Origin of the sequence: Salinibacterium sp. CAN_S4 (genome assembly GCF_015752305.1) — a bacterium.
Lineage (GTDB): Bacteria > Actinomycetota > Actinomycetes > Actinomycetales > Microbacteriaceae > Rhodoglobus.
The window spans coordinates 350,268-363,336 of the sequence record NZ_JADOVB010000001.1 but is presented as its reverse complement, the minus strand read 5'-3'; the positions used below and the strand labels follow the sequence as shown (position 1 = coordinate 363,336).

Here is a 13,069-nt window from a genome sequence, read left to right as displayed (position 1 = left end):
TTAGCGCACGCTGACGAGCTGGAGAGCGAGTGAATCCACCCGCGCAGCGATGAGGTCGTTCCCGGCCCAACGCTGCTGCAGGCGGGCCACCACGTCGTCGAGGGCCCGCTGGTCCAGGCCCGGCTGGAGTGACAACTGCACGATCAACTCGGGCCCGGCGAGCCTAGCCCCGGGGTCACCGGGGGCGAGCTGCACCGCTGCCACCGCGGGCTCCGGCTCCGCGGCATCCATGAACGCCGACAGCACCTCGGTGTCGAGATAGCTGGGAAGCCAGGACGTGGATTGGGCGAGTGCCCAGAGGGCCGGTCGTCGCACCGCGAACTCTGTGGCACTCGTCGGGTCGAGCACGACGAGATCCGTATTCTCGCTCGCTGCTGCCAGGGCCACGCGTGATGCCGTCGCCGGGACGGGCCGGGCCTTCGGGTTCCAGGCCGACATAGCCGCAACCGACGTGAATGCGGGCAGCACACTGCGCCCGTCCGGGCCCATGACCGTCACGATCGACAGCTCCTGGCTCTTGTCCACAGCATGACCGTGATCGTTGGTGCCGAGCTCCCCCGCCACCGCGACCAACGGGATCAGCAGTCGCGCGTCGCGCAGGGCATCGACGACATTGGCCTCTCCAGCGTCACCCGCATGGAAGCGCCGGATGGCCTCCACGAGGTGCTCCGGCGCAGAACCGTCGTCGTCAGAACCGGGGCTGTGACCGAAACTGCGGCCGGCCCACGGCACCCCCGCCGAATCGCTCACAGGACTAGTTGGATGCGACGTCGATCGCCTGCGCGAGAGTGAAGGCCTTCGCGTACAGCGCCTTGCCCACGATCGCGCCTTCGACTCCATGCGGCACGAGCTCGCGGAGTTCGACGATGTCGTCCAGAGTGGCAATACCACCCGAAGCAATCACGGGCCGATCGGTGCGCTCGGCAACCTCCCGCAGCAGCTCGATGTTTGGGCCCTTCAGGGTCCCGTCCTTTGTGACGTCGGTCAGCACATAGCGGCAGCAGCCGGCCTGCTCGAGACGATCGAATACCGTCCAGAGGTCGCCACCCTCCTGCGTCCAGCCGCGAGCAGCAAGGGTCGTCCCCCGCACGTCGAGACCGACAGCGATAGCCTCGCCGTACTCGGCGATGACGTGCGCGGCCCACTCGGGATTCTCGAGCGCTGCCGTGCCGAGGTTGATGCGCTTGGCACCCGTCGCGAGGGCAGCTTCGAGGCTCGCGTCATCCCTGATTCCCCCCGACAGCTCGATATTGACCTTGCGCGGGGTGTTCTTGATGACCTTGCGGATCACGGCGTGATTGTTGCCCCGGCCGAAGGCGGCGTCGAGATCCACGAGGTGGATCCACTCGGCGCCCTGGTCGACCCATTCCTGGGCGGCATCCACCGGGCTGCCGTAGCTCGTCTCACTGCCGGCCTCGCCCTGGGTCAGCCGGACGGCCTTACCTCCGGCGACGTCGACGGCCGGCAGCAATACCAGCGCCGGGCTCTTTGCGAACTCACTCATAGGGTTTCCAGCCAATTCTTCAGAAGTCGGATTCCAGCCTCACCGGACTTCTCCGGGTGGAACTGGGTTGCGGTCAGCGGGCCATTCTCCACAGCGGCGATAAACCTGCCGCCGTGGCGGGCCCATGTGATCCTCGGTTGGGGGAACGGGTCGTGCACCTCGAGCGTCCACTCCTGGGCGGCATACGAGTGAACGAAGTAAAAGCGCTCATCCCGGATCCCGGCAAACAGGCGGGTGTCGTCGGGACTCTCCACGGTGTTCCAGCCCATATGGGGCAGGATCGGGGCATCCAGCTCGATCACCACACCGGGCCACTCACCGAGCCCCGGGGTGTCGTTACCGCGCTCGACGCCGTGCTCGAACAGCACCTGCATGCCCACGCAGATACCGAGAACGGGCCGGCTGCCGGTGAGGCGCTTTTCGACAATGGCACCACCGCGCACCGTGGCGAGCTGACGGGCGACGGCCTCGAACGCTCCGACTCCGGGCACCAGCAGACCGTCCGCGGCTTCCGCCACAGAACGGTCGGCACTCAACGTGACCCTGGCTCCTGCCAGTTCGAGCGCCTTCGCGGCCGAATGGACGTTACCGGAGCCGTAGTCGAGGATGACGACGGATGGACTGGTCACCTCAGAGCGCACCCTTGGTCGACGGGATGCCGCTGACACGGGCATCCGGCTCGATGGCGATGCGCAGCGCCCGTGCGAATGCCTTGAACTCCGCTTCGGCGATGTGGTGCGGATCACGGCCACCCAGCACCGTGATGTGCACAGTCAGCCCGGCGTTGAAGGCGATCGCCTCGAAGACGTGGCGCACCATCGAACCGGTGAAGTGCCCGCCGATCAGGTGGTGCTCGAACCCGACAGGCTCACCGGTGTGGACGAGATAGGGACGGCCCGAGATATCGACGACGGCCTGCACGAGCGCTTCATCGAGGGGAACGAGAGCGTCACCGAAGCGGGAGATCCCCGCCTTATCCCCGAGCGCCTGCTTCAGCGCCGTTCCGAACGTGATCCCGATGTCTTCGACGGAATGGTGAACGTCGATGTGGGTGTCGCCGGTGGCCGAGACACCCAGGTCGATGAGTGAGTGCTTCGACAGCGCGGTCAGCATGTGGTCGAAGAACGGCACGCCGGAATTGATGGACGATGTGCCCGTGCCGTCGAGGTCGATGCTCAGCTCGATGCTGGACTCACTCGTCGACCGGCTCAGGCTGGCCGTGCGGTGTGCAGTCATCCTTCGATCTTACCGATCGAGCCGGGCGAGGGCTGCGTCGAGTGCCCGACGAGGCTGGTGAGGGCATCGAGGAAGATTTCAGTCTCCTGCTCTGTGCCGGCCGAGACCCGCAGGTGGTGCGGGATCCCCACGTCGCGAATCAGGATGCCCTGCTCGAACAGCGCCTCAAACGTCGCGTTCGGGTCAGCCACTCCCCCGAACATGACGAAGTTCGACTCGCTCGGCAACGGGGTGTAGCCGAGGGCGGGCAGCGCCGCGATGATCCTGTCCCGCTGGGCCTTGATGTCGTCGACCATGGCGAGCATGGCCGGCGCGTGTGACAGCGCAGCAACCGAAGCCGCCTGAGTAAGGGCAGACAGGTGGTACGGAAGCCTCACAAGCCGGAGCGCATCGGTCACGGCCGGATCCGCCGCGAGGTATCCAAGTCGTGCCCCCGCGAAGGCGAACGCCTTGCTCATCGTGCGCGAGACGAGCAGCCTCGGCCGCCCCTCGAGCAGGCTCAGGGCAGTTTCCCCCTCGGCGAACTCTGCATAGGCCTCATCGACGAGCAGGATGCCGTCGAAGGCGTCGTACGCGGCGACGATGGTCTCGAGCCCCAGTGCGGTTCCCGTGGGATTGTTGGGCGAGCACAGGAATACTATGTCGGGCTGCTCCCGCTGGATTGCGGCCACCACCGTCTCTGGGGAGATGGCGTAATCCGCATCGCGCTGCGCCGTCACCCAGCGGGTGCCCGTCGCGTTGGCAATGATCGAGTGCATCGAATAGGTGGGCGGGAAGCCGAGCACGCTGCGCCCCGGTCCGCCGAAAGCCTGCAGGGTCTGCTGCAGCACCTCGTTCGACCCGTTGGCTGCCCAGATGTTGTCCCGGGTGAGACCGTGCCCGAGGTAGGTCGCCAGAGCGTCCCTGAGCTCGGTGAACTCTCGGTCCGGGTAGCGGTTCACGCCCATGACGGCCAGCGCGAGCGCTCGGACGATGTCGGTGGCGACATCCTCAGGAATCGCGTGGGTGTTCTCGTTGACGTTCAGCTGGATCGGGACATTTTCCTGCGGAGCGCCGTAGGGGCTGAGTCCCCGCAGGTCATCACGGATCGGGAGGTCGGAAAGACTGGTCACCCCTCAAGCCTATGGCCGTTCGGGCACCGCCTCTTTCTGGCTACTGCTGGGCGTACTGAGCCGGGATCGCCAGCTCCTGGCCGGCGAACACGTCAGACGACTCCAGCTGGTTGAGCTGCACGATCTGGTCGATGACCTCTCGCGGGTCGGCCGTGGGAGCGAGCTCACCGGCGAGCTGCCAGAGGGTTTCCCCGGATGCCACTGTGACGTAGTCGAAGGGAACGTCTGAGCCGCCGAGCGATGCGGTCGCCTCTCCCCCGTTGAGGGCGAACAGCAGTGCCGTGATAACCAGGGGCGCCGCAACGACAACCGTCAGCAGTGAGCGACCGCGCTTGGTGATGCGAAGGCGCGGTGCCGGGGTGAAGGCGGTCGTAGAGAGTGTGTTGATTGCGGTGCTCATGATGTGCTCCTTACAAGATTTCGTATCCGGCACTCGGCCGGGAGTGCCGGATACGAAGCGCGTGATCTGTCGTGGGCCAGAACTGCCGAAGCAGTCAGGCCGTGCTGTATCGAGTTTCCCAACTGTGCTAGAAGATCTGTTCCGAACATACATTCGAATTACTCGTATATCAAGTGAATTTTCGAACATGCCACTGACATTGAGACGGGATTCGATGCGAAACACTAGAACAGGTGTTTGTTTTAGCGTCTTAGTGCGGATACAGTTTCGAATGAGCCACCGACATTCAGTCGGTTGCTCAGGGAAATGGGGAGATCATGGTCGCTGACACACACGGCTCAGATAAGGCTGCTGGCGGTACTCGTCGGCGCAAGAGTCTGAGCGACAAGCAGCTCGCCATCCTCGACGTCATCCAGCGTTCAGTCTCCGGCCGCGGCTACCCGCCGAGCATGCGGGAGATCGGCGACGCCGTCGGCCTCGCGTCTCTCTCGAGCGTCACCCACCAGCTCAACCAGCTCGAACTGAGCGGCTACCTCCGTCGCGACCCAAACCGTCCGAGAGCGATGGAGGTTCTGATCGACCTTCCCGCCCTGGAGGGAACGGGAGATGTCACTCCAGAGAACACGGTCTCCATCGGCGACGCCGTCATGGTGCCCCTCGTGGGCCGCATCGCTGCCGGTATCCCCATCACGGCAGAGCAGCACATCGACGAGGTATTCCCCCTCCCTCGCCAGCTCACCGGCAAGGGCGAGTTGTTCATGCTCAAGGTCGTGGGAGAGTCGATGATCGATGCCGCCATCTGCGACGGCGACTGGGTCGTCGTGCGCCAGCAGAACACCGCGGAGAACGGAGACATCGTTGCGGCGATGCTGGATGACGAAGCCACAGTCAAGGTCTTCCGGCAGCGTGACGGCCACACCTGGCTTCTGCCTCGCAACTCCAACTTCGAGCCGATCCTCGGCGACCATGCACAGGTGCTCGGCAAGGTCGTCACCGTACTGCGTTCCCTTTAGCGACAGCACCTCCCACCACAGCCCCGTCGAGTAATCTCGGCTCATGGGACGCATATCGGTGGTCTTCTTGGCACTTCTCGTGCTCACCGGGTGTGCCACGACGTCGAGCGCGGTTGCGCCGGACGGCCTGACTCTCAGCGTGTACCAGAACCGCACCGACGTCGCCGCCCGCAAGCTCGAGGTCTCGTTCCTCAACGACACGGGGAGCGTTCTGACCGTGACCCGGCTCCAGTTGACGGCCGGTCAGTTCATCGGCACGGCTGTGTGGCCGAAGGAGTCGACCACCATTCCCGCAGGGGTCACGATCTCACTACCCGTGCCGCTGCCGGATCCGGACTGCACGGCCGAACCGACCGAGGCCGAGGTCGAGTTCGACTATCGGCTTGCCGACGGTCGCGCCGGGACGGCCGTGGCGACACCCGTCGACACGCTCCAGAGACTGCCGGGCATCCGGCAGGAGGATTGCCTTGCCGTGTCCGTCGCATCGATCGTGACGGTCACCATGGATGCGGCACCCCGGGTTTCTGTGATCGCCGGTCGCACCATCGCCGAGATCGATCTGACGCTCGTCCCCACCGGGGCAACGGGTTCCGTCACCTTCGAGAGCGCATCGAGCACGACGCTGCTGACCCCAGTGAGCCCGGATGGCACGGACGCTATACCCGCGCCGATCTCCCGGACGATCGCGGGCGCAGACGAACCAGCCACCGTGACGCTGCTCTATTCGCCCAACCGGTGCGACGCCCACGCCATAGCCGAAGACAAGCGCGGAACGATCGTCCCCGTCGCGGTCTCCACCACCGACGGGTTCAGCGGCCCCCTGTATGTCAGCGCCGCCGACGACGTTCGCGACGCGCTGTATGACGTCGTGCGTACCGCCTGCGGGCTTCCTACGGGTTGAGCCCATGGCCGCGGCTTAGGCTGGCCCCATGGCTTCACGCGTGCTCTCCCCCCGCCAGCTCGACGCTGGCGCCATCCCCTTCCCCGAGCGATCAGCATCGCTGCTGAAAGCCCTCGCGGAGCGCGTCGTGATCGCTGACGGCGCGATGGGAACCATGCTTCAGGATGCCGAACCCACCCTCGACGACTTCGAGCAGCACGAGGGCTGCAACGAGATCCTCAACGTCTCACGCCCCGATATCGTCGAGTCGATCCATGCCGCCTATCTCGAGACCGGGATCGACGCGATCGAGACCAACACCTTCGGGGCCAACTGGTCGAACCTCTCGGACTACGGCATCGAAAACCGCATCGAGGAACTCGCTCGCGCCGGTGCTGAGATCGCTCGTCGGGCCGTCGAGTCCTTCGAGGCCAGGGACGGACATCGGCGCTGGGTGCTCGGTTCGATGGGCCCCGGCACGAAACTCCCGAGCCTCGGCCACACGACGTACGCGAACCTCAAGTCCACCTTCGCGGAACAGGCCAGAGGGCTCATCCTCGGTGGTTCGGACGCGCTGCTGATCGAGACCGCGCAGGATCTGCTGCAGGCGAAGGCGGCGATCAACGGCTGCAAGGTGGCTTTTGCCGAGACGGGCATCCGGCTGCCCATTTTCGTGGAAGTGACGGTGGAGACTACCGGGACCATGCTGATGGGCAGCGAGATCGCCGCGGCGCTGACCACCCTCGAGCCGCTAGGCATCGACATGATCGGGCTCAATTGCGCGACCGGCCCCGACGAGATGAGCGAGCACCTGCGCCATCTCTCGACGCACGCGCACATCCCCGTCATGTGCATGCCCAACGCCGGGCTTCCCGTGCTCGGCACCCATGGAGCGAGCTACCCGCTGACCCCCGACGAACTCGCAACGGCTCACGAACAGTTCGTGAGGGAGTTCGGGCTCGGCCTGGTCGGTGGATGCTGTGGCACCACCCCCGCCCACCTCAAGGCCGTCGTCGACCGCATCGGCGGCGCCCAGCCCCGTCCGCGCGTGATCGAGGAGGACGCCGGCGTCGCAAGCCTGTACCAGCACGTTCCCTTCATCCAGGATTCCTCGTACCTCGCGATCGGCGAACGCACCAACGCCAACGGTTCCCTCGCCTTCCGCGAGGCCATGCTCGAGGAGCGCTGGAGCGATTGCGTCGATATCGCCCGCAACCAGGTGCGTGAGGGCGCCAACGTGCTCGACGTCTGTATCGACTACGTCGGTCGGGACGGCGTGGCCGATATGCGCGAGGTGGTGTCGCGGCTCGCCAGCGCCTCGACCCTGCCCCTCGTGATCGACTCCACAGAACCGGCCGTGCTGCAGGCCGGCATGGAACTCATCGGCGGTCGCCCGGTCGTCAACTCCGTGAACTTCGAGGACGGCGAGGGGCCGGATTCCCGCTTCGGCCGCATCATGCCGCTCGTGGTGGAGCACGGTGCCGCCGTCATCGCGCTGACCATCGACGAGGACGGCCAGGCGCGCACCGCGGAGAACAAGGTGCGGATCGCGTCAAGGCTCGTCGACACCCTCGTGGGCGAGTGGGGCATGCGCGTCGAGGACATCATCGTGGATGCCCTCACCTTCCCTATCGCCACCGGGCAGGAGGAGACCCGCAGGGACGCCATCGAGACGATCGACGCCATCCGGCAGATCACCGCAAAATATCCGGGTATCCACACCACGCTCGGGGTGTCCAACGTCTCCTTCGGCCTGAACCCGGCCGCACGCTCGGTGCTCAACTCGGTGTTCCTGCACGAAGCCGTCGAGGCCGGCCTCGATTCCGCCATCGTCAACGCCGCGAAGATCGTGCCGCTGGCATCGGTGCCGGATGACCGCCGCAAGGTCGCGCTCGACCTCGTGTGGGACCGGCGCGAGTACGACGCGGACGGCACCCTCACCTACGATCCGCTGTCCGCGATGCTCGACCTCTTCGCCGGAGTCGACTCTGCCGCGCTCAAGGACCAGCGTGCCGCGGAGCTGGCAGCCTTACCCGTCGGCGAACGACTGGAGCGCCGGATCATCGACGGCGAACCGAAGGGACTCGAAGCGGATCTCGACCTCGCCAGGTCCGGCGGGATGACCGCACTCGCGATCATCAACGATCACCTTCTCGCCGGAATGCAGGTCGTCGGCGCACGATTCGGAAGCGGAGAGATGCAGTTGCCGTTCGTGCTCCAGTCCGCCGAGGTCATGAAGTCAGCCGTCGCGCTACTCGAACCGCACATGGAGAAGTCGGATGACGCGGGCAAGGGCACGATGGTCATCGGGACGGTTCGTGGCGATGTGCACGACATCGGCAAGAACCTGGTCGACATCATCCTGACCAACAACGGATACGACGTCATCAACATCGGTATCAAGCAGCCGCTCAGCGAGTTCATCCGCGCCGCCGAGGAGCACAATGCCGATGTCATCGGGATGAGTGGACTGCTGGTGAAGTCCACGGTCGTGATGAAGGAGAACCTGCTCGAGCTCAACACACGGGGTCTGGCGAAGCGCTGGCCGATCCTGCTCGGTGGAGCGGCCCTCACGCGCGCCTACGTCGAACAGGATCTGGCGTCCCTCTTCGACGGAGAGGTGCGCTATGCCCGTGATGCTTTCGAGGGCCTCGCCCTCATGGAGCCGCTGGTCGCGATCGCGCGCGGTGCGGACGCCTCCACCGTCGGCCTGCCGCCACTGAAGCAGCGCATCCACGCCCGCAGCACCATCGACATCACCGAGCCCGAAGACATGCCGGCCCGCTCGGATGTCGCTGCCGACAACCCCGTGCCTTCGCCTCCGTTCTGGGGCACGCGCATCGTCCGTGGTGTGGCCATGGCCGATTACTCTGCGTTCCTCGACGAGCGCGCAACTTTCATGGGCCAGTGGGGACTCAAACCCAGCAGGGCTGAGGATGGCGCGAGCTACGAGCAACTCGTCGAGACCGAGGGTCGACCGCGGTTGCGCTACTGGCTCGACCGCATCGTGGCCGAGGGGATGCTCGACGCGTCGGTCGCCTACGGGTACTTCCCGGCGTACTCCGAGGGCAACGACCTCGTCATCCTGCACCACGGCGACGATCCGGATGGGGTGCTGGGCTCAGCCGGGCTGATCGCCCCCGACGGTGGATCTGGCGGCAAGATCGGCCAGGAACGACTGCGGTTCAGTTTCCCGCGCCAGCGCCGAGACCGGCATCTCTGCCTCGCGGACTATGTCCGTTCGAAGGATTCAGGCCAGCTGGATGTGGTTGCGCTGCAGCTCGTCACCGCGGGAGCCGCCGTCGACGCGTTCACGGCGACGATGTTTGCCGAGAACAAGTACCGCGACTACCTCGAGCTCAACGGCCTCACCATGCAGCTCACCGAAGCTCTCGCCGAGTACTGGCACTCCCGCATCCGTGCCGACCTGGGCTTCGCGGGCGAGGATCCCGACACCGTCGCCGGCATGTTCAAGCTCCAGTACCGTGGAGCGCGTTTCTCCCTCGGCTACCCGGCGTGCCCCGACATGGAGGATCGCCGCAAGGTCGTGCAGTTGCTCAGGCCCGAGCGGATGGGCGTGGAACTGTCGGACGAGCTGCAGTTGCATCCTGAGCAGTCGACCGACGCGTTCGTCTTCCACCACCCGGAGGCTCGCTACTTCTCGGTGTGACGCGCGGACCGCGCAGTTTCGCGCGGCGAAGTGCCGCAAGAACGGCAGGGCCGACCACGAGGATTCCGACGGTCGTCGTGATCGCGCGCACGGTGTCCCACGAGAGCGTCGACGTCACCAGCGAATACAGGCCGAAGGATGCGAGATTCTCGCCGAGCGGGGCATCTGCGGAATAGGAGATGCCGGTGCCGGAGCCGACCGCGAAAGGCCAGAACCACAGGTTCATCAGCAGCCCGAAAACATAGGACGCGACGACGCCGTAGGCCACGAGCAGCACGAGCTCCCACCGCCGGGCTGCGAAGGTGGACGAGGCCCGGAATCGTGGCAGGAGCCCAGCTCCGGCTCCGACCCATCCACACGCGAAGATCTGGAAGGGCGTCCACGGGCCGATACCGCCCCACAGCACCGAGGAGAGCGCAATGGTGAGCATCCCGAGCATGAAGCCGAATCGTGCGCCGTAGGCCCGCCCGGCGAGAATCAGCAGGATGAACACCGCCTCGACTCCCCCGACCCCGGCGCCCGCCACCCGCACGGCCGCCCCCACCGCCGTGAGCACACCGAGCATGGCCACTGTGGTCGCAGTGCTCAACTCCCGGTCGAGACTGAGAGCAATGGCCAGTGCTGCCGCCGGGACGATCGCGAGTGCCACGACAGGGGCCGCGGCCTGCGCATCGCCGGGGATCGCAGCGGCGAGCAAAGGCCAGGCGAATCCCGCCAGCGCGACCACGCTGGCGACGACGAGGGACCAGCTGGACCACCGCATACCATCCGAAGACTGCCTCATGAGCTCGCCTCCACCGTGGACAGGATGCGCCCCGCGGCCATGGTGACCGTACGCGTGGCGAAGCGCGCGGCGAAGTCGCGGTCGTGGGTCGCCATGACGATGGTGGTTCCGGATGCCGCGACCTCCGTCAACACACGCCCGACGAGCTCGCGAGCCGCGGCATCCAGTCCCCGGCTCGGCTCATCGACGAGCAAGACCTGAGGCCGAGCCGAGAGCTGGATCGCCAGGACCAGACACAGTCGCTCCCCGGCCGAGAGATCGCGCGGGTGGCGATCCAGAAAGGTCCCGGAGTCGAGCTGATCCCTCACGAGCAGTCGCACCAGAAGCGCCGCTGTCCGAGCACCCGGAGCGCGGCGGTCCGCCCTTCTGCATTCGGCGCCGACGGTCGTGGCGAAGAGGAGGTCGTCGAAGGCTTCGGGCACGAGCGCCACGGCGCGGCGGCGATCGCGGCGGCGCAGCCGGAAGACGTCATCGCCGTCGACAACGACCGTGCCCGCGACGGCGGGTCGCGCGCTGGCCTGCAGCAGACTGCTCTTCCCCGCACCGTTATGGCCCCTGAGCGCCACGATCTCGCCACGGGCGAGCGACAGGCTCGCGCCGTCCACCGCGAGCGTCTCGCCGTGACGAACCGAGATGTCCCGGAGTTCCGCAACAGGCGCACCGAGCGGGGATCGATCATCGATGGGAACGACGACGGGCACCGCGGCTGGCGGGGTCAGTGCCCGTGCTGGCGGGACCGAGGCAGCCTGACGCAGGGCACCATCGCTCAACTCGAGCCGGACATCCGGTCGCGTGCCCCAGTAGGAGATAGCGTGCTCGGCCACCACCACGCAGACGCCAGACTCGTGCGCCAGCGCATCGAGCACTCCGACCACCCGGATGCGGGCATCCTCGTTGAGGTCGGCCAGCGGCTCGTCGACGAGAAGCAGCACTGGATGCTGCACCAGGGCCGCGCCGATCGCGACGAGGCACGCCTCCCCCGCCGACAGCGCCGCGACCGGGCGGTCGAGCAGGTGCACCATGCCCAACCGGTCGGCAACCTCGCGGACCCTCGCCCGCACGATACCGGCGTCGACACCTCGCGTGGCGAGGGCGAAACCGAGTTCGTCGCTGACGGTTTCAGCGACGAAGGACAGCCTCACCGACTGGGATACCACGCCGATAAAACCCGCGGTCTCCCGCGGGGGTACAGACACCCTGACGACTCCGCCGACCTCGATCACGCCAGTCTGCGTACCGTCGGACTGGTGCTGGAACAGGCCGCTGAGGGAATGGATGAGGGTCGACTTGCCCGAGCCGGTCGGTCCCGTCAGCAGTACGAGGCTGCCGGTACCGAGTTGGAGATCCACTCCCTGCAGAATCCAGCGGCCATCGAAACCCAGGGAGACGTCGCGCATCACCACCGGGTAGCGGCAGTGCGGCTCCGGTCGGCGCGTGGCGGCGAATCCGCGCACCTCCATCGAGGCGCCGAGGGCAATGGCCCGCTCCACGGTCTGCTCGAGCACAGGCACGATCAGGGAGGCCGCTCCGCGCTCCGCGCGCAACTCCCGCGCGACCCGAACCCGGCGCACGGAGTCCAGCAGAGCGGGAAACGTCGACCACGCCACGACCAGAGCGCGCGACAACGACGTCAGGGGGCCGCGAACCGAACCACGAGTGAAGAGCGCCCTGATGTCGACTACCGCAGACACCACTCCGAACGCGAGCACCAGAGCCGCAAACGGCAGCGCGCCGAGAGCGGCGCTGGCGATGCCTCCGGTCGTGATCGGGCCGAGCAGCGTGATGTGCTCGAAAGGCCCTTCGAGCCTGATCCGGGGAAGATCCGCGATCAGGATGCCGCCGCCACCGGCCCCGCCGAACACCACCCGGTACACGACCCGCAGTGCGACGAACGCGACGGCGAGCAGCAGCGCGGTGCGCAGTGGAGAGAGTCGCGGGCGGAACATCAGCCCTGGGGCGGAGTGGACTCTGCAGCCGGGGTGTACACCAGCCCCACGGACTGCTCATCGGTGAGGTCGAGACTGGTCACGCCATCCTGCGCATATTCCCACTCGGCATCCGCCGACGACCTCACCCAGAGCGCCCAGTATGCGATGGCGCTGAGGGTCTGGCAGGATTCCACGAACGGTTCCTGCCCGTCGATGGTGACCTCAGCATCAGGCGACGGCAGGTCGTTGACCCGGCAGACGACCTGGTCGCCGTAGTCGACGGTTCCTGCCGTGGTGATCCCGGCGTCGCCGAGCACATCGGAGGCGACCCCGGCCGCCGAGCAGGCCTTCAGCGCCGGCTCGTCGAGCGGGCCGTAGTCCACGATCACCGTCACCTCTGCGCATTCCGCCGAGCCGTCGGAAGTGGCAGCCGGAGGTGAGACGGGCCCGGCGGTGGCGCACCCCGCGAGGGTTACAGCGGCAACAGCGAGAAGAGAGGCCGTGGTGATTCGGGCGAGACGGATCAAGATATTCCTTACGAC

General features: G+C 66.5%; 12 protein-coding genes. 3 read left to right on the top strand and 9 right to left on the bottom strand.

Annotation, left to right across the window (positions count from 1 at the left end; all coding sequences use genetic code 11):
• From IWX81_RS01855 to IWX81_RS01830, 6 genes are read right to left on the bottom strand one after another with little or no spacing between them, the layout of a single operon-like run.
• A complete protein-coding gene (locus tag IWX81_RS01855; RefSeq protein ID WP_334592676.1) occupies nucleotides 1-750 on the bottom strand; it encodes an SseB family protein in 750 nt (249 codons plus the stop codon).
• Nucleotides 751-754: 4 nt separating this feature from the next.
• Entirely contained in the window at nucleotides 755-1,504 is a 750-nt protein-coding gene (gene priA / locus IWX81_RS01850; RefSeq protein WP_199279574.1) for a bifunctional 1-(5-phosphoribosyl)-5-((5-phosphoribosylamino)methylideneamino)imidazole-4-carboxamide isomerase/phosphoribosylanthranilate isomerase PriA, read from the bottom strand.
• Nucleotides 1,501-2,178: an imidazole glycerol phosphate synthase subunit HisH gene (hisH, locus tag IWX81_RS01845; RefSeq protein WP_199279573.1), complete on the bottom strand. Its 678-nt coding sequence runs from the start codon at nucleotides 2,176-2,178 to the stop codon at nucleotides 1,501-1,503. The genes priA and hisH overlap by 4 nt, the downstream gene beginning before the upstream one ends.
• The gene (hisB, locus tag IWX81_RS01840) at nucleotides 2,135-2,740 is read right to left on the bottom strand and encodes an imidazoleglycerol-phosphate dehydratase HisB (RefSeq protein WP_199279572.1); all 606 of its coding nucleotides are present in this window, start codon (nucleotides 2,738-2,740) and stop codon (nucleotides 2,135-2,137) included. Before hisB ends, hisH begins: the two co-directional genes overlap by 44 nt.
• The gene (locus IWX81_RS01835; protein ID WP_199279571.1) at nucleotides 2,737-3,852 is read right to left on the bottom strand and encodes a histidinol-phosphate transaminase; all 1,116 of its coding nucleotides are present in this window, start codon (nucleotides 3,850-3,852) and stop codon (nucleotides 2,737-2,739) included. Before IWX81_RS01835 ends, hisB begins: the two co-directional genes overlap by 4 nt.
• Nucleotides 3,853-3,892: 40 nt before the next feature.
• Nucleotides 3,893-4,252 carry a LysM peptidoglycan-binding domain-containing protein gene (locus tag IWX81_RS01830; protein WP_199279570.1) on the bottom strand — a complete coding sequence of 120 codons (360 nt, stop codon included), beginning with the start codon at nucleotides 4,250-4,252 and terminating at the stop codon, nucleotides 3,893-3,895.
• Between the two features lie 317 nt (nucleotides 4,253-4,569).
• Here IWX81_RS01830 and lexA point away from each other — a divergent pair, with 317 nt between their 5' ends.
• The 3 genes from lexA to metH are packed head-to-tail and all read left to right on the top strand — an operon-like array spanning nucleotide 4,570 to nucleotide 9,815.
• Nucleotides 4,570-5,265 carry a transcriptional repressor LexA gene (gene lexA / locus IWX81_RS01825; RefSeq protein WP_199279569.1) on the top strand — a complete coding sequence of 232 codons (696 nt, stop codon included), beginning with the start codon at nucleotides 4,570-4,572 and terminating at the stop codon, nucleotides 5,263-5,265.
• Between the two features lie 43 nt (nucleotides 5,266-5,308).
• Entirely contained in the window at nucleotides 5,309-6,166 is an 858-nt protein-coding gene (locus tag IWX81_RS01820) for a hypothetical protein (protein WP_199279568.1), read from the top strand.
• A 28-nt stretch (nucleotides 6,167-6,194) separates the two neighbouring features.
• On the top strand, nucleotides 6,195-9,815 hold the full coding sequence (gene metH, locus IWX81_RS01815; protein WP_199279567.1) for a methionine synthase: 3,621 nt from the start codon (nucleotides 6,195-6,197) through the stop codon (nucleotides 9,813-9,815).
• Here the strand turns inward: metH and IWX81_RS01810 are convergent.
• The 3 genes from IWX81_RS01810 to IWX81_RS01800 are packed head-to-tail and all read right to left on the bottom strand — an operon-like array spanning nucleotide 9,703 to nucleotide 13,054.
• Complete coding sequence (locus IWX81_RS01810; protein WP_199279566.1) at nucleotides 9,703-10,578, bottom strand: ECF transporter S component; 876 nt, start codon at nucleotides 10,576-10,578, stop codon at nucleotides 9,703-9,705. The two genes, metH and IWX81_RS01810, sit on opposite strands and share 113 nt — an antisense overlap.
• 17 nt (nucleotides 10,579-10,595) lie before the next feature.
• Complete coding sequence (locus IWX81_RS01805) at nucleotides 10,596-12,545, bottom strand: ATP-binding cassette domain-containing protein (RefSeq protein WP_199279565.1); 1,950 nt, start codon at nucleotides 12,543-12,545, stop codon at nucleotides 10,596-10,598.
• Nucleotides 12,545-13,054: a hypothetical protein gene (locus IWX81_RS01800; RefSeq protein ID WP_199279564.1), complete on the bottom strand. Its 510-nt coding sequence runs from the start codon at nucleotides 13,052-13,054 to the stop codon at nucleotides 12,545-12,547. The genes IWX81_RS01805 and IWX81_RS01800 overlap by 1 nt, the downstream gene beginning before the upstream one ends.
• Nucleotides 13,055-13,069 lie beyond the last annotated feature (15 nt).

Bases quoted from the DNA above. Each gene is read 5' to 3' on its own strand.
- hisB (WP_199279572.1), bottom strand. From the start codon at position 2,740: ATGACTGCACACCGCACGGCCAGCCTGAGCCGGTCGACGAGTGAGTCC.
- IWX81_RS01805 (WP_199279565.1), bottom strand. From the start codon at position 12,545: ATGTTCCGCCCGCGACTCTCTCCACTGCGCACCGCGCTGCTGCTCGCC.
- priA (WP_199279574.1), bottom strand. From the start codon at position 1,504: ATGAGTGAGTTCGCAAAGAGCCCGGCGCTGGTATTGCTGCCGGCCGTC.
- IWX81_RS01830 (WP_199279570.1), bottom strand. From the start codon at position 4,252: ATGAGCACCGCAATCAACACACTCTCTACGACCGCCTTCACCCCGGCA.
- metH (WP_199279567.1), top strand. From the start codon at position 6,195: ATGGCTTCACGCGTGCTCTCCCCCCGCCAGCTCGACGCTGGCGCCATC.
- hisH (WP_199279573.1), bottom strand. From the start codon at position 2,178: ATGCCCGTGTCAGCGGCATCCCGTCGACCAAGGGTGCGCTCTGAGGTG.
- lexA (WP_199279569.1), top strand. From the start codon at position 4,570: ATGGTCGCTGACACACACGGCTCAGATAAGGCTGCTGGCGGTACTCGT.
- IWX81_RS01820 (WP_199279568.1), top strand. From the start codon at position 5,309: ATGGGACGCATATCGGTGGTCTTCTTGGCACTTCTCGTGCTCACCGGG.
- IWX81_RS01810 (WP_199279566.1), bottom strand. From the start codon at position 10,578: ATGCGGTGGTCCAGCTGGTCCCTCGTCGTCGCCAGCGTGGTCGCGCTG.